The sequence below is a fragment of the Kistimonas ophiarachnellae genome (assembly GCF_057552235.1).
Genome location: NZ_BAAJPA010000001.1, coordinates 176,509 through 191,480 on the forward strand (window position 1 = coordinate 176,509; position 14,972 = coordinate 191,480).

At 54.7% G+C, this 14,972-nt stretch carries 16 protein-coding genes; 8 read left to right on the plus strand and 8 right to left on the minus strand.

All coding sequences use genetic code 11. The features are described from left to right. Window positions 1–3: 3 nt before the first annotated feature. The 3 genes from AC27K1_RS00710 to ftnA form a co-directional block, all read right to left on the minus strand. Window positions 4–936 carry a radical SAM protein gene (locus tag AC27K1_RS00710; protein ID WP_487147548.1) on the minus strand — a complete coding sequence of 311 codons (933 nt, stop codon included), beginning with the start codon at window positions 934–936 and terminating at the stop codon, window positions 4–6. A gap of 62 nt (window positions 937–998) precedes the next feature. Next, the gene (locus AC27K1_RS00715) at window positions 999–2,045 is read right to left on the minus strand and encodes a methyltransferase domain-containing protein (protein WP_487147549.1); all 1,047 of its coding nucleotides are present in this window, start codon (window positions 2,043–2,045) and stop codon (window positions 999–1,001) included. A gap of 334 nt (window positions 2,046–2,379) precedes the next feature. Continuing rightward, the gene (gene ftnA / locus AC27K1_RS00720; RefSeq protein ID WP_487147551.1) at window positions 2,380–2,901 is read right to left on the minus strand and encodes a non-heme ferritin; all 522 of its coding nucleotides are present in this window, start codon (window positions 2,899–2,901) and stop codon (window positions 2,380–2,382) included. A 162-nt stretch (window positions 2,902–3,063) separates the two neighbouring features. Between ftnA and AC27K1_RS00725 the strand changes: the two genes are divergently transcribed. Beyond that, window positions 3,064–3,831, plus strand: a complete 768-nt coding sequence (locus AC27K1_RS00725) for a hypothetical protein (RefSeq protein WP_487147552.1) — start codon at window positions 3,064–3,066, stop codon at window positions 3,829–3,831. Window positions 3,832–3,899: 68 nt separating this feature from the next. Here AC27K1_RS00725 and cyaY read toward each other — a convergent pair whose 3' ends face one another. Continuing rightward, window positions 3,900–4,226, minus strand: coding sequence for an iron donor protein CyaY (gene cyaY / locus AC27K1_RS00730; protein WP_487147553.1), 327 nt, complete (start codon window positions 4,224–4,226; stop codon window positions 3,900–3,902). 182 nt (window positions 4,227–4,408) lie between these two features. Here cyaY and lptM point away from each other — a divergent pair, with 182 nt between their 5' ends. The 7 genes from lptM (at window position 4,409) to AC27K1_RS00765 (ending at window position 9,932) form a co-directional block, all read left to right on the plus strand. Beyond that, window positions 4,409–4,552 (plus strand): LPS translocon maturation chaperone LptM, encoded by a 144-nt coding sequence (gene lptM, locus AC27K1_RS00735; RefSeq protein WP_345197321.1) that lies wholly within the window; start codon window positions 4,409–4,411, stop codon window positions 4,550–4,552. Window positions 4,553–4,559: 7 nt separating this feature from the next. Further along, a complete protein-coding gene (lysA, locus tag AC27K1_RS00740) occupies window positions 4,560–5,804 on the plus strand; it encodes a diaminopimelate decarboxylase (protein ID WP_487147554.1) in 1,245 nt (414 codons plus the stop codon). A gap of 10 nt (window positions 5,805–5,814) precedes the next feature. Continuing rightward, window positions 5,815–6,645: a diaminopimelate epimerase gene (dapF, locus tag AC27K1_RS00745; protein ID WP_487147555.1), complete on the plus strand. Its 831-nt coding sequence runs from the start codon at window positions 5,815–5,817 to the stop codon at window positions 6,643–6,645. Window positions 6,646–7,018: 373 nt separating this feature from the next. Beyond that, the gene (locus AC27K1_RS00750) at window positions 7,019–7,366 is read left to right on the plus strand and encodes a hypothetical protein (RefSeq protein WP_487147557.1); all 348 of its coding nucleotides are present in this window, start codon (window positions 7,019–7,021) and stop codon (window positions 7,364–7,366) included. Between the two features lie 165 nt (window positions 7,367–7,531). Beyond that, complete coding sequence (locus AC27K1_RS00755; protein ID WP_487147559.1) at window positions 7,532–8,227, plus strand: DUF484 family protein; 696 nt, start codon at window positions 7,532–7,534, stop codon at window positions 8,225–8,227. Next, window positions 8,224–9,231 carry a tyrosine recombinase XerC gene (gene xerC / locus AC27K1_RS00760; RefSeq protein WP_487147560.1) on the plus strand — a complete coding sequence of 336 codons (1,008 nt, stop codon included), beginning with the start codon at window positions 8,224–8,226 and terminating at the stop codon, window positions 9,229–9,231. The genes AC27K1_RS00755 and xerC overlap by 4 nt, the downstream gene beginning before the upstream one ends. Continuing rightward, window positions 9,228–9,932 (plus strand): HAD family hydrolase, encoded by a 705-nt coding sequence (locus tag AC27K1_RS00765; RefSeq protein ID WP_487147562.1) that lies wholly within the window; start codon window positions 9,228–9,230, stop codon window positions 9,930–9,932. The genes xerC and AC27K1_RS00765 overlap by 4 nt, the downstream gene beginning before the upstream one ends. Here the strand turns inward: AC27K1_RS00765 and tenA are convergent, their stop codons facing one another. The 4 genes from tenA to AC27K1_RS00785 all read right to left on the minus strand — a co-directional run bounded on the left by tenA (window position 9,933) and on the right by AC27K1_RS00785 (window position 14,956). Then, window positions 9,933–10,598, minus strand: coding sequence for a thiaminase II (gene tenA, locus AC27K1_RS00770; RefSeq protein WP_487147564.1), 666 nt, complete (start codon window positions 10,596–10,598; stop codon window positions 9,933–9,935). It abuts the gene before it with no gap. Between the two features lie 124 nt (window positions 10,599–10,722). Beyond that, complete coding sequence (locus AC27K1_RS00775) at window positions 10,723–12,273, minus strand: NCS1 family nucleobase:cation symporter-1 (protein WP_487147565.1); 1,551 nt, start codon at window positions 12,271–12,273, stop codon at window positions 10,723–10,725. A 50-nt stretch (window positions 12,274–12,323) separates the two neighbouring features. Further along, on the minus strand, window positions 12,324–13,595 hold the full coding sequence (preA, locus tag AC27K1_RS00780; protein WP_487147567.1) for an NAD-dependent dihydropyrimidine dehydrogenase subunit PreA: 1,272 nt from the start codon (window positions 13,593–13,595) through the stop codon (window positions 12,324–12,326). Window positions 13,596–13,597: 2 nt separating this feature from the next. Then, on the minus strand, window positions 13,598–14,956 hold the full coding sequence (locus AC27K1_RS00785; protein WP_487147568.1) for an NAD(P)-dependent oxidoreductase: 1,359 nt from the start codon (window positions 14,954–14,956) through the stop codon (window positions 13,598–13,600). Between the last annotated feature and the right edge of the window lie 16 nt (window positions 14,957–14,972).

The following is a 14,972-nucleotide window of genomic DNA, read 5'->3' on the forward strand; positions in this document are numbered from 1 at the left end:
ACCTCAATCTGTCATTTCGCTGCAGGAAGAACCGTAGGAAAAGCAACTGAAGCAGCGATGGTGCTTCATGCTGATCCGCTGATTCAGGCTTTCGGTCAGTGTACTGCCCAGGTCGTACTCCGGATCATCATCGACAAGGGTGCAGGCGTAGACTTTCATCAGTCCCCTGGTTTTGATCACCATTTTGCTGAATGCACACATGAAATGCCGGCGACTTTCAGCTGTCTGGTAATGGGTCATGCAGTGTTCGGTGATCTGGGGTGTTTCCGGAGCGCTGCCGGGAGGCATGAAGTCGGGAAAGGCGACCAGTGTCAGATCGTCCGGCAGTTGGTGTTGTCTGAACAGTGCCCGGTATTCGGCAGTGACGGCATCGGTGTTTTCGTCCGACGCCATTTGTCTGGCTACGGATACATGAAATCCGAGCGAATGCAGTGCTTTAAGGCCTTTAAGGGCGTTATCAAAACTCCCGTTGCCACGGCCGCTGTCGTGTTGTTCTCGGTCGGGGTAGTCAATGCTGATCCGGAATGAGACCGGATGTGGGCTGTTGGTCAGGGTGGCAATCTGGTGAAGCCGCTGCAATACCGGTTCTGTCCCGTTGGTCAGTACCAGGCAGGGACGAAATCGGCTGGCATAGGCAAGAATCTTGACCATGTCTTTGGCAACAAAGGGTTCGCCACCGGTAAAGGAAAACTGTTCGACCCCAAGGTTGACCGCTTCATCAATAAACGGACGCACGTCGTCCAGCTTCATCAGCTGCAGGCGGTTGTCACCCGGGCTGGAGCCTTCGAGGCAGAAGGGGCAGGCCAGGTTGCAGGCCGTGCCGGTATGAAACCACAGTTCACGCAGGGCGTGAGGCTCGATATATCCCCTGGGTGATCCGTCTGTCGTGTAGTACCAGTCGTGGCCGTGGGCTTGTTCTTTTGCGATCAATTCCATGCGTTTTCCGTCTTTCCTGAAGCAGCATGCGAGCCCGCCGGTGGCACGCCCGCAGATCGTCGTCAGCAACAACCGCCGCTGCTTTCGGTGGTTGCCTGTTGTTCAAAAGGTACCGGTGTCCCGCAGTCAGCGTAGATTCCGTAATGGGTGGACATATCCCCGATAAACTCGAAATGTTCCCGGAAGCGTGTTTCATGCAGCATCTGCCAGGTGTTGCCGCAGACAGGGAACACCTTGCCGGTTTCAATGACATGGTGATTATCCAGTACAAACTGCTTCGGGCAGTGTTCAATGGTGCCCTTGTAAATCACGGCCTGCCCGTAATCCTCGCACGCTGATTCAAGCTCTGGCAGTTTGAACAGGCGCCACGTAGCGGACCAGAAGTCGATATGCCCGATTTTTTCTTCAATTGCGCGATTTTCAATGGTAATCGGGCTGCTTTCCACCAGGCGAGGGTCAAGGAAACCGGTCTGTTTCGCCAGTGTGATGAAGTCATTCCAGTAGAGCGCACCGCTCAGGCATTCGCCGTAAAGTACCGGGTCTTCCAGCAGTTCGGCTGGTACACGGCGGCTGGCGTAGACATCGGAGAAATACAATTCACCACCGGGCTTGAGCAGGCGCAGGGCTTCGCGTAAAACCGCCGGTTTGTCAGGGGACAGGTTGATGACACAGTTGGAGACAATGATATCAAAACTGTTGTCCGGCAAATCCAGTTCATGGAGCCGCTCAAGGTATCCTTCCAGAAACCGGACATTGGGTTGTTTATAGCCGTATTTGTCGGTGTGGTAATCAATATGGAGGTTGGCGACCTCGAGTTGTTCCGGCGTCATATCAACGCCAACGACAGCGCCATCTTCACCCACCAGTCTCGACAGGACATAGCAGTCACGACCGGAACCACTGCCTAGGTCCAGGATATGGCAGCCTTTGAGTTGCTGCGGTGCAATCAGGCCACAGCCGTAGTAACGGGTCAGCACTTCATCGTGAATGTCGCTCAGTGCCTCACGGATATAGGCGGGTAGTTCCGCGCCTGTGCAGCAGGCGTTGGTCTTGAGGTCGTCGGAGCTCTGCAGCACCTTGCCGTAATAATCTTTAACCGAGTCGTACATAAACACTACCCCTGTCAGGTACCTGTCTGGACAGATACGAAAAATAGACGGTGATGGTTTCAACGATAAGGGACGTGAAGCCGGAGATAAAGCAGAGAGCGTAAGGTAACTGCTGGATAAAGGAAAAGTATTGAGCAGTATCTATTAAAATCCAGCCCGTTAAACAGGCTGGTGCTTCATCAGGTGAGGAACAGGCGCTGGAAGCCTTGTCAAGACTAAAAGCCGCGCAATACCAGCGTACACACGCGAGGATTTTCCCGGGCGGGGACGAGGGGGGCGTTCATGGCATTTGCAGAGAATAAACCGGGTTTACCCTCTGCAGGCGGGAGGATAATCAGGCGCCAGCGTGTTCAGCGTGAGGATGTGTTGTATCCATACGGCCCACTTCCTGGTCAATGAAGAACAGGCCCTTGCCTTCCATGCCGATCATTTCCACTTTATCCAGGATCGATTTGAACAGTTTTTCTTCTTCATGCTGTTCACCCACGTACCACTGGAGGAAGTTGAATGTGGAGTAATCCTGTTCGGTAAAGGCGGTATGGGCCAGTTCGTTGATCTTGCGGGTCACCAGGCACTCGTGCTCATAGGTATTGCGGAATACGTCTGCAATATTCTCAAACGAAACCGGCGGTGCACTGATTGCACCCACCTGGGCCATCGCACCTGTTTCGTTCACGTAATTGAACAGGCGATGCATATGGGTCATTTCTTCTGCTGCGTGGGAGCGAAGGAATTTGGCACTGCCCTCGAACCCGTGGAATTCACACCATGCGCTCATCTGCAGATACAGGTTGGAAGAGTAGAACTCCAGGTTAATCTGCTCATTCAGGCGGCTAATCATCGTTTCACTGAGCATGGTACGGCCTCTCTCTTATGTCATGGAGGCCTGATTATAAGAGAAGCGCCAGCGGATAACTTGCCAGACATCAAGGCTACTGATTTCTCAGGCAATTGGCAGACCCTGCACTAGATTTAAGGATACGTACCGGAAAAACAGCCTACATCGGACAGGGATGACATGAAACGGATGTCTGCGCTCTTCAAGAAAATGATGCCTGAAACCAGGCCGCTCTCTGATCACCAGCATGGTATGGAAGAGGGGATGTCTGGAGACAGTGATAACAGGGCCTTTGTGCATCAGGACGAATTTTTTGCAGACAATTTCCTTCAGGATGTGGGCGATAATGATTTGTTCTTCCTCGGTGATGATTCCCCGGGCCTAAGTGACAAGCGCTATGAGGAGCTTCTCCAGGAGAAACAACCCCTTTGCCAGCTGGTTGGGGAGGATCGGGAAGTGGTCGTCTGCGTCTTAACCCCGGTGCTGATTGAGAAAGGCTATCGGCCCGTTGTCGCCGAAGGTTATGTTGCTCAATTGCTGCAGGAGCATAACAGCCTGACGGTGGCTGAACTGGCCACGGTGATTGACCAGTTTGATGACAATGAGCATGAGGCGATGGCGCCGGGCGATCTATCCATCGGAGAAATGTCAGAGGATGAGGTGGTATTGCCTGAGCCTGCTGCAGTGCTGCCCGGTTTTCTACCTAAAAAAATGATACCCGACCTGCACCAAAGGACATTGGTAGTCGTATCGCCAGTATGCAGATTGAATCGTGAGACTGATGGATCTTTGGCGTTTCAGGCAGCTAGGAATCTTAAGCACGGTGAGCGGATGATTGCCATTTCTGAAAGTCCGTCACTGATCCTGAAACCGTGTGCAGAACTGGAAAGTATCCTGCCGCCAGAGTTATTAAGCCGGGTGGCGGATAGAATCAGTGATCAGGAATAAATGCATATGTTACTGACTAAAGTCATCGCATAACTGACACATTACTCGTTTCCAGATGACCAGCCTCGTTAAAAAACGAGGCTGACAGTCTCTTCCATCTGTTCACTGGCACAGCGATTCAGAAGTTGTGTGAGTGTTTCCCCATTACTGTCGCAGACCCACTCTTCTTGCTCTTCATTGAAATCAAAATGAAACCCGCCACTTTTGGCCGCAACCCAGAGCTGACGCATGGCGCCCTGACGGCTCAGGATAATCTTACTGTTATTCTCGAAGGTCAGGGTCAGGATACCGGCGGAGGTTTCATAGTCGATATCCAGACCGCTCTCTTCAATGGCGTCTTCAATGGCGACCATCAGGTCATCCAGCCGGTGGTTGAAGGCATTTTCACTCATCATGGTGAGGGGGCTCCACTAACGGTCCGGTATTGAACCGGCCACGGTAATCATAACAGGCCGGTTGTCCGGCAAATCAGCGGGCAAACTTAACCGCTTGTCGTACCGCTGGCAATGCCTGTCCACACCGCAATGTGGCAGGTATACTTCACGGCTAATACGATATTCATGTACAGGAGTCCTCAATGAAACGCGTAATGGTGCTGGCGATCCTGGGATTCATGCTCTCAGCCTGTGGCCAGAAAGGCCCGCTTTACCTGCCGGAAGCGTCCCAGTCTCTGCAGGCCGGTGCGTCGGTGGAGGACAATGTAACGCTGCGGGGGGAGTAGCCGTTTCATGAGCCCATTTACCTATAAGAACGGCGAACTCTACGCCGAGGGTGTGCCGGTCTGTGCGATTGCCGGGGCGGTTGGTACGCCGGTGTACATCTATTCACGGGCGGAACTGGAAGCCCGTTACCTCGCCTACGCCCGGGCGCTGGAAGGCATGCCCGGCATGGTCTGCTATGCGGTCAAGGCCAATGGCAACCTGGCGGTGCTGAATGTGCTGGCACGGTTGGGTGCCGGGTTTGATATTGTGTCGGTCGGTGAGCTCGAGAAAGTCATCGCCGCCGGTGGTGATCCGGCGCGGGTGGTGTTCTCCGGTGTGGGCAAGCGGGCTGATGAGCTGGCCCGGGCGCTGGAAGCCGGTGTGTATTGTTTCAATGTGGAATCCGAACCGGAGCTGGAGCGCCTGCAGGCGGTCGCGGCCGAGGCTGGCAAGGTGGCCCGCATTTCGCTGCGGGTCAATCCGGATGTGGATGCCAGGACCCATCCTTATATCTCCACCGGCCTGAAAGAGAACAAGTTCGGCATTGCCATTGAGCGGGCTGAGGCGGTGTATGAAAAAGCAGCTGCCATGCCTAACCTTGAGGTCAGTGGCGTGGACTGCCATATCGGTTCCCAGCTCACCACTATCGCACCATTTCTGGATGCGCTGGACTTGCTGCTCGGGCTGATTGACCGCGTGGCAGAGAAAGGCATCACCATTCGTCACCTGGATCTGGGGGGCGGTCTGGGTATTACCTATCAGAACGAGGAGCCGCCTGCACCGGGTGAGTACCTGGCTGCAGTCCGCGAGCGAATGGGCGGTCGTAATCTTGAACTGATTCTGGAACCCGGCCGTTCCATTGCTGGCAATGCAGGCATTCTGCTGACCCGGGTTGAAATGCTCAAGCATACGGAGCACAAACAGTTTGCCATCGTTGATGCGGCGATGAATGACCTGATCCGGCCCTCGCTCTACGGCGGCTGGCATGATATCCAGCCGGTCAAACTGAACGATGGCGAAGCGCAGAGCTATGACATTGTCGGCCCGGTTTGTGAAAGCACCGATTTCCTCGGTAAGGAGCGGATGCTCAGCCTGACAGAAGGCGACCTGCTGGCGATCCACTCTGCCGGCGCCTACTGTATGGGAATGGCGTCCAATTACAATGTGCGCTGCCGGCCGCCGGAAGTAATGGTCGATGGCGAGGCGTACCACGTGGTGCGTCAGAGGGAAACACTGGAAGCACTGCTGGCGGCGGAGTCTCTGCTGCCCTGAAGGGGACCTTATGCTGTTACGGTTTACAAAGATGCACGGACTGGGCAATGACTTCATGGTGGTCGACATGGTCACCCAGAGTGTGCGTCTGTCCCCTGAGCAGATTCGTGACCTGGCCGACCGCCGCTTCGGTATCGGCTTCGACCAGCTGCTGCTGGTGGAGCCGCCCGGCCGGCCGGAGATGGATTTTCGTTACCGGATTTTCAATGCCGATGGCGGCGAAGTCGAACAGTGCGGCAACGGCGCTCGCTGTTTTGCCCGGTTTGTCCGCGATAAGAAGCTGACCGTCAAGGAACTGATCCGGGTTGAAACCGCCAGGGGCAATATTGAACTCCGGGTCGAAAAGAACGGTGATATTACCGTCAACATGGGGGAGCCGATACTGGACCCCTGGGATATCCCCTTCAAAACCGACCGGCAGTCGATCACCTACAACCTGGAAGTTGATGGACGGGAGCTGGAGATTGCAGCGGTGTCCATGGGCAATCCCCACGCGGTGCTGCAGGTTGAAGATGTAGACAGTGCACCAGTCGAAAAGCTCGGCCCGGTGATCCACCGGCATGTCCGTTTTCCTGAACGCTGTAATGCCGGTTTTATGGAAATCGTTAATCCTTCCGAGATACGTCTGCGAGTTTATGAACGCGGTGTGGGCGAAACGCTGGCCTGTGGCACCGGTGCCTGTGCAGCCGTTGTGGCGGGCCGATTACGGGGGATGCTGGAAGAAACCGTGACGGTTACATTGCCTGGCGGTTCGCTGTCCATTACCTGGAAAGGTGAAGGTTACCCGGTCATGATGACGGGGCCGGCTACCCGGGTTTATGAAGGTCAGACGCGTATATAGGTGCTCCAGGGACTGTTTGTAGCGTTTAAAGTACTCTGCCGGGCAGTAACAATAACAACTACTTCCCGGCAGGTGTGTTTGTTGTGGCGGCTGACGCGGTCGTTATGCCAATTCCGCTTTAATCCGTATACATTCAACGGCCTTGTCGGAACCGGACGAAGATTTTAAGCAGTCAAAGGTTTCAGGGAAGCGCCGGTTTCGTCAAGGATCCTCTTGTTTTCATGCCTGTCTTGTTGCGTCATTATTGTCGCTCCTACTGTTTTCACACCTCGACCATGGGTTGAAAGTTGCCAGAGATACTCACCTGATCGTCAGTGTCAGAAGGTGGCGTTTTGTTATGCTCACTGCGTGGTTTTACAACGGAGGTGAAGGCATGGCGCAGGACAGTGACGCCCTGAATCGGGGAGTAAATTACGATGATACCCACAAAGTCGCCGTGTTAATACAGGAAGTGACCCGTCAGCTACTGGATGAGCGCAAACAGTTCGGCCAGCGAGTCGACAAGCATTTCCGCCAGCTTGAACAGCGTCTGGTTCAGTTACAACAGTCGATGGCATCTGTAGAGGATACGCGCAGTCAGTCGGCACTGCGCTTTGATCAGCTGGAACACCGGCTGGATCAACAGGCGGAGCGACTCAACCGGTTGGAAAAATTACTGTTTCGGATTGATGAGCGCTTTGCCGTACTGGAGCAGTTGTTGACCCAAACCCTGGTACGTTAAGGCGCCCTGTTGGTATAAAGACTGCCGCAGGAAATTTGGCAAGTATGGTAAGCGCCGCTGCTGATATAAACGTACGTCACCGATAATCAGCCCGTTTGATGCAAAACGACCTGATCCTCAGTATGATTTTCCCTGATCATTACGGTTAGGAACACAGGGTCATCCATGGACAAACAGGGGCAACAGACGTCAACCACAGGGCTGACGGCTGACGAGGTGGCAGATTACCTCAGGCAGAATCCGGATTACTTCCACCACCGTGATGACCTGCTGACCGAACTCTCTATCCCTCACCAGCGTGGCGATACAATATCCCTGGTTGAACGACAGGTGACGCTGTTGCGTGAACGTAACCAGACGTTGAACCAGCGACTGGGTAACCTTGTCAACATCGCCCGCGATAATGACCAGTTGTTTGAACAGTGCCGTCGATTACTGTTGGGGTTAATGGAATCCGACACGCTGGACGAGGTGGCGGACACGCTCGAAGACAGTCTGCTGCACGATTTTCGCATTGATCTCTGCACGTTCATCCTGATCAGTGATCATCCCCTGGAAACGCGGGTGCGGGTGTGTCGTGAGCGGGATCTCAGCCGGCATGTGCAGAATCTGTTAAGCCGCAATGTGCAGGGCAATCGAACGGTCTGCGGGAAGCTGCGTGCTGATGAAGCGACTTTCCTGTTTCCCGGTCATGCCAGCACGGTGGCCTCAGCGGCAGTGACTCCGCTTCACTATCACGAGCGGCTGGGTATCCTGGCACTGGCCAGCCGGCAGACCGACCAGTTCCGTGCAGGCGTTGATACGCTTTTTGTTCGTTTTATTGCGGATGCCCTGGGGCGCATCCTTGGACGGTTGATGTGAGTGCGTCGGACAAAGCCTCGGACAGTGCTTCTGAAAAAGCCGAAACGCATAATGACACAATAAAAAACAACGAAGGTGATACCAATCAGAAAGCCGCTTCATCGTTGATGAATCGTGCCATTGACGCCTACCTGGATTTTCTTCGCTATGAAAAAGGGTTAGCTGCGAATACCTGCGAAGCGTATCAGCGTGATATCCAGAAATTCCTGCGGCTGGCTTCGGCGTTGGGTGTTGAAGCGTGGCCGACACTGACGGTTGAACATCTTCGGCGCAGTCTGGCGGCACTGAAGCGTGAAGGGTTATCCCCCCGTAGCCTCCATCGCTGGTTATCTGCCGTACGACAGTTTTTTGATTTCCTGATACGCGAAGGTGTGTGCCAGAACAACCCGGCTTTGCAGGTACAGGCTCCGAAGCGTCCCAAAAAGCTGCCGGATACACTGGATACGGATCAGCTCTCCAGTGTGTTGGATGTTGCGGCTGATTCGCCTTTATTTCTCAGGGACCATGCCATGATGGAACTGTTTTATTCCTCTGGTTTACGTCTCGCGGAACTGGTCACGCTGGACCTAAAGGACCTGGATCTTGATGAAGGGGTTGTGCGGGTTGTGGGTAAAGGCGACAAGGAACGTATTGTGCCTGTTGGCAGCAAGGCGCGTAACGCGTTGCAGCAGTGGTTGACGGCCCGATGTAACCTGGCGCAGGATGGAGAAAGCGCAGTATTTATTGCCCGTAGCGGCCAGCGCATCAGTCGGCGCCAGGTGCAGGTCCGGGTGAAAGAGTGGGGAATACGACAGGGGTTGGAGGCTAACCTGCACCCGCACAAACTCAGGCACTCCTTTGCCAGCCATCTTCTGGAATCCAGTGGCGAGTTGCGGGCTGTGCAGGAGTTGTTAGGACACAGCGATATATCCACTACCCAGATCTATACCCACCTGGATTTTCAGCACCTGGCCAATGTCTATGACAAGGCGCACCCGCGGGCGAGGAAAAAGGACGACGAATGACCATCAAACTGATTACCTTCGACCTGGACGATACCCTGTGGGATAACCTGGTCGTCATCAAGGAAGCGGTTCGGCAGTGTTACACTTGGCTACTCGACAACTATCCGAAACTGGCGGATCACTACGATCTTGATGGATTGGATACCATGAAGAACCAGTTCCGGGAAAGGCACCCGGAATTTCGGCACCAGGTGAGTCGAGCCCGTATCATCGCGATGGAGATGGCGCTGGAACAGGCGGGTTATTCCCGGGAAGAAGTTGTCAGTGGTGCGGAAGCGGCTTTTGAGGTTTTCAGCCAGTGGCGGCGGCGTATTGCTTACTACCCCGGAGTGCTGGAAACCCTCGAATACCTGAATGAGCATTACATGCTTGCGGCGCTGACCAATGGCAATATCGAGATGGCCAATTTACGCATTGAGCGTTTTTTTGATTTCGTTTTGAAAGCTGAGGATATCAACAGCAGTAAACCGGATCCGCTGATGTATCAGATGGCGATGGAAAAGGCGTCAGTGACAGCAAGCGAAATGCTCCATGTTGGCGACAGCCCGGAGAACGATATTCTCGCGCCCATGCAGCTGGGTATCCGTACTGTGTGGTTTAATCCACAGAATGAACCATGGACGCACGATGCCCAGCCCGATTATGTGATTAAATCGATTCCTGAGCTGCGCAATATCGTGACGTCCAACGGCCCGGCCTGATCAGCAGGCCTGCTGTAAACCCTGTTCCCAGAAGGCGATTTCCATACGGGTGGCGTCCCGGAATATCCGGTTTAGCCTGCGTCCCTGCTGACTTTCAGAAGGAATCTCTTTCATCATGGCATCCAGTGAACGGGTTTCATCCACAGCCAGTTGCTGGAAGGTTTCCCCGGCGTACATATCGATCCAGGCGACATAGGGATTATTGTCACGGGCGGTAAATGCCTGCTTCGGCAGCCAGGCGCCGATTTCCGCATAACCCAGTGCGCAGGGGGCCAGCGCGACGTACAGTTCTAACAGGCTCCCTGATTGCCCGATATCCAGCACCAGACGGGTGTAGGCGACAGTGCCACAGTCTTCCTCGATATTTTCCAGATCCTGTTCTGAAATACCCCATTCCTGGCAGTAGGCGACATGGAGGCTGGTTTCATGTTCCAGCAGGCCCCTCAATGCCGAGAGTGGGCGCTGCATCGCAGAAAAACTGTCGCACTTATAAATTGCCAGTGCATAGGCACGCGCAAAGTGTTTAAGGAAAAGGTAATCCTGGATCAGGTAGTGGCGAAAGGCGCTATCGGGCAAAGCGCCTTCTCCCAGCTGTCGGACGAAAGCGTGCCGGGTGTAATCCTGCCATAAGGACTGGTTGGCGGTGATCAGGTCGGAAACATTCATGGTGAGAGTGAACAGTCAGCAATGCAGTTGCCGGACATCCTAGTCATGAACAGGGGGAAATGCACGGATTAATGCAAGGTATAAAAAGAGCCGGATTACCCGGTGAGGCAATCCGACTGATGGTTTAAATGACCTCAGCGCTCAACGCTTCGCTGCGGGTTTCTGAAGCGGTTCGACGGGAATTCTCGTCATCATCGTTCGGAGTGGGTTCTATCGGTGTCTGTGTTTGGCTGAGGGCATAATAGAGCAGTCCACCCAGCAGGGATCCGGTAAACCACCCATAGTTGTAAAACCACATCATGGACCCGGTGGCAAGGGCGGTGACTGTCAGCGCGACAGGAATCACAAGGGCCAGCATGGCTGACGGGTTAACCGATGGGTAGCGGCCACCCTGCCGATACAGGTCCACCAGGTTTAATTGCTGCTTCCTGATAATGAAGTAATCCACAATCATGATGCCGGCAATGGGACCCAGTAGACTGGAGTAGCCCAGCAGCCAACCAGTGTAGAGGGCCTCGACACTGGTATCAGACGTAATCAGTTCCAGTTTCCGCAGTAGCTCCCAGCCCATCAGCAGGACGCCCACCAGGCCCGTCAGCAGGACGCCCCTTTTTTCATTAATCAGTTTCGGGGCGATGTTCTGGAAATCATTGGACGGTGACACAATATTCGCGGCGGTATTGGTTGAAATGGTGGCGATAATAATCATCAGCATCGCAACAACCACCACTGGTGTGTTGTCGATTTTTCCAATCAGGCTGACGGGGTCTGAAATAGTCTGGCCTACCAGCGTGTGAGATGCTGCGGTCAGTACCACACCCAGCGCCGCAAAGAAAAACATGGTTAATGGGAGTCCCAGTGCCTGTCCCAGCAGCTGATCTTTCTGGGAACGCACAAAACGGCTGAAATCAGGGATATTCAGGGACAGCGTTGCCCAGAATCCGACCATTGCCGTCAGTCCGCCGAAAAAGTAACCCCAGACACTGTCGCCTTCCAGGCGGTTGGCGGGCGTGGCAAACAGTGCACCAAGATCGACCTTCGGCAACGCCCAGGTCATCAGGCCAATACCCACTATGAGTAACAGGGGGGCGGAAAAACTTTCCAGTTTCCGTATGGCTTCAGAGCCGCGCATAACGACGTACAGGTTCAGGGTAAGAAACAAAAAGAAGCCAATCACTTCACCGGTGCCGCCCAGTGCTGCCCAGCTGTCGGACAGGGCTGACAGCATCAGGTGGATGGCCAGCCCGCCAAACAGGGTCTGAATACCGAACCAGCCGCAGGCGACGACGGCCCGGATCAGGCAGGGCAGGTTGGATCCCCTAAGGCCAAACGACGAACGCAGTACAACCGGGAACGGGATGCCATACCGGGTGCCACTGAAGGCATTCAGTACCAGGGGGATCAACACAATGAGATTGGCCAGCAGAATGGTTGCCAGCGCCTCGGTGACGGACAGGCCAAAGTAGGCCGTCAACACGCCGCCCAGGGTATACGTCGGAACACAGATGGCCATCCCGATCCAGAGGGAGGCGACATGACCGGTCTTCCAGGTGCGTTCGGCCAGGCGGGTTGGCGCAATATCGTCGTTGTACAGCGGACTTTGCTTCAGGTCCTCGCCAACCTCCAGTTCAAAGAAATCACCACGCGCTTTCATGGATGATCGCTGTTCGCTCATGACTGCCTCCCTTGTCATTCATTATTCTGTGGGTAGCGGGTTAACCGTTGTCAGTCCGTTCCGGCATAAGGATTCTGTGGGTGTTGCGTCCAGTTAAGATAGGGCTTGCCGGTATCCTGGGCAACCATGGTAATACAGTTTTCCACCGGACAGGTCATCTGACACAGGTTACAACCCACGCATGCAGTTTCAATAACTGAAAAGTTACGCATACCCGCGTTGTGGGTGTAGCGAATGGCCTGGTGGGACGTATCCTCGCAGGCGGCGTAGCAGCGCCCACAACCAATACATTGTGAAGGGTCAATGTGGGCGATGGTCTTGTAATTCAGGTCCAGGTATTGCCAGGACGTCTGGTTTGGCAGGGCCTGCCCGCGAAAGTCGTCAATGGACTGGTAGCCTTTGTCGTCCATCCAGCGGGACAGGCCATCAATCATGTCATCTACAATGCGGAATCCGTGCAGCATGGCAGCGGTACAGACCTGCACGTTGCCTGCACCCAGGGCAATGAACTCTGCCGCATCCCGCCAGTTGCTGATCCCCCCGATACCGGATACCGGCAAGCTGTTCGTCTCAGGATCAAGCCCGATCTGCGACACCATGTTCAGGGCAATGGGTTTGACGGCCGGACCGCAGTAACCACCGTTGGTCGACTTGCCACCTACCGCCGGGGCGCCGACCATGTTGTCCAGATCGACATGGGTAATGGAATTAATGGTATTGATCAGGGAAACGGCATCAGCGCCACCGGTTTTGGCGGCGCGGGCCGAGAGGCGTATATCGGTGATATTGGGTGTCAGCTTGACCATCACCGGCAGGCGGGTATGTTGTTTCGCCCAACGGGTGACCATGGTCACATACTCCGGCACCTGACCCACGGCCGATCCCATACCGCGTTCTGGCATGCCGTGGGGGCAGCCAAAGTTGAGTTCGACACCGTCAGCCCCCGTCGCTTCGACCTGCCTGAGGATGCGCTGCCAGACTTCTTCTTCACAGGGCACCATCAGTGACACGATGAGGCCACGGTCCGGCCAGTCCCGTTTGACCTGCGTGATCTCATCCAGGTTAACCTGCAGGGGGCGGTCTGTAATGAGTTCGATATTGTTGATACCGATGACATGCCTGTCCGGCCCGTAATGCGCCGAATAGCGTGAGGCGACATTGACGACAGGTGGATCTTCGCCGAGGGTTTTCCAGACCACGCCTCCCCAGCCGGCCTCATAGGCACGAACGACGTTGTAAGCCTTGTCAGTGGGGGGCGCAGAAGCCAGCCAGAACGGATTGGGGGACTCTATGCCAAGAAAACGGCTGGATAAATCGGCCATGTTCAGAGTACCTCCCTGTTTTTTATATCCTGGTCAATCGCACGGGCTGCGAGTTTTCCGTGCTGTACTGCCACAACGGCGAGGTCTTCATCACGATCCACGCAGTCGCCTCCGGCATACACGTTCTTCAGTGATGTTCTGAACTGGTCGTCTATGTGGATTCGGCCATTGGACAGTTGCAGGGTTTCACCGTCATAGAACGGTTCAGGCGTGAACGCCTGTCCGGTCGCTTTGAATACCATGTCTGCGGGCAGGGTAAAGTATTCGCCGCTACCGGAAAGATTACCCTGATCATCTTTTTCAGTACGTTCGAATTCGACACCTGTTACCAAACCCTTTTCGTTCAATAGGCGAACGGGGCGGGCCCAGTAACGAATTACGACATCATGTTCTTTGGCGACACATTGTTCATGGTCGGTTGCAGACATCTGTTGTTGTCCACGACGGTAGACCATAAGAACTTCCTCTGCGCCCAGTTGTTTGCTTTGTGTCGCGATATCCACCGCAGTATTGCCAGCGCCAATTACAACTACCCGTCGTCCGACGGGCAATTCAGCCAGATCGTTGCACTGGCGTAGTTCGGCGATGTAGTCGACGGCGTTGCACGCTGCCTCACAGGCTTCTCCATCAATCCCCAGGCTATTGACAGCCTGCAGGCCTGCGGCAATGAATACGGCGTCATAGGCTTCGCGCAGTTCCGGCAGCGAGATATCCTGTCCAATGGCTACCCCGCAGCGCAGTTCAATACCACCTATTCCCAGCACAAAACGGATCTCATCATCGGCGGTTTCCTGTGGCAGCTTGTAGCGAGCCACCCCATAGCTGTTCAGACCACCGGGTTTGTCTGCTGCGTCAAAGATGACGACCTCATGACCCTTGATGGAGAGATGCCAGGCGGCAGACAGCCCGGCGGGGCCTGAACCAATAACGGCAATGCGCTTACCGGTGGAGGGGCTCCGGCGCGCAGGATGTGCTGATTTATCATGTCGGTGATCCAGCGCATGTCGCTGCAGCTGACCGATCAGCACCGGGCGACACTCCTGTTCATGGTTGCGGACACAGGCCTGTTCGCAAAGCATTTCCACCGGGCAGATACGTGCACAGCTGGCGCCCAGAATATTCGACGACAGAATGGTATTGGCAGCACCGTCAATATTTCCTGTCTGAATGCTGCGGATGAAACCGGGAATATCGATACCTGTCGGACAGGCGTTGATGCAGGGGGCATCGTAGCAAAACAGGCAGCGACTACTTTCTACCTGTGCCTGCATTGTCGTTAGTGGCGGCTTGATGTCGGCGAAGTTTTTGTCGTATTCGGCTGGTTCCAGTCGTCCGCCACGGATATCCGCAAAGGCTTTCATGGGGAGGCTCCTCAAA

Bases quoted from the DNA above. Each gene is read 5' to 3' on its own strand.
- lysA (WP_487147554.1), top strand. From the start codon at position 4,560: ATGAGCCCATTTACCTATAAGAACGGCGAACTCTACGCCGAGGGTGTG.
- AC27K1_RS00775 (WP_487147565.1), bottom strand. From the start codon at position 12,273: ATGAGCGAACAGCGATCATCCATGAAAGCGCGTGGTGATTTCTTTGAA.
- preA (WP_487147567.1), bottom strand. From the start codon at position 13,595: ATGGCCGATTTATCCAGCCGTTTTCTTGGCATAGAGTCCCCCAATCCG.
- AC27K1_RS00785 (WP_487147568.1), bottom strand. From the start codon at position 14,956: ATGAAAGCCTTTGCGGATATCCGTGGCGGACGACTGGAACCAGCCGAA.
- AC27K1_RS00755 (WP_487147559.1), top strand. From the start codon at position 7,532: ATGGACAAACAGGGGCAACAGACGTCAACCACAGGGCTGACGGCTGAC.
- cyaY (WP_487147553.1), bottom strand. From the start codon at position 4,226: ATGATGAGTGAAAATGCCTTCAACCACCGGCTGGATGACCTGATGGTC.
- AC27K1_RS00710 (WP_487147548.1), bottom strand. From the start codon at position 936: ATGGAATTGATCGCAAAAGAACAAGCCCACGGCCACGACTGGTACTAC.
- dapF (WP_487147555.1), top strand. From the start codon at position 5,815: ATGCTGTTACGGTTTACAAAGATGCACGGACTGGGCAATGACTTCATG.
- AC27K1_RS00725 (WP_487147552.1), top strand. From the start codon at position 3,064: ATGAAACGGATGTCTGCGCTCTTCAAGAAAATGATGCCTGAAACCAGG.
- AC27K1_RS00750 (WP_487147557.1), top strand. From the start codon at position 7,019: ATGGCGCAGGACAGTGACGCCCTGAATCGGGGAGTAAATTACGATGAT.
- AC27K1_RS00765 (WP_487147562.1), top strand. From the start codon at position 9,228: ATGACCATCAAACTGATTACCTTCGACCTGGACGATACCCTGTGGGAT.
- tenA (WP_487147564.1), bottom strand. From the start codon at position 10,598: ATGAATGTTTCCGACCTGATCACCGCCAACCAGTCCTTATGGCAGGAT.
- ftnA (WP_487147551.1), bottom strand. From the start codon at position 2,901: ATGCTCAGTGAAACGATGATTAGCCGCCTGAATGAGCAGATTAACCTG.
- lptM (WP_345197321.1), top strand. From the start codon at position 4,409: ATGAAACGCGTAATGGTGCTGGCGATCCTGGGATTCATGCTCTCAGCC.
- AC27K1_RS00715 (WP_487147549.1), bottom strand. From the start codon at position 2,045: ATGTACGACTCGGTTAAAGATTATTACGGCAAGGTGCTGCAGAGCTCC.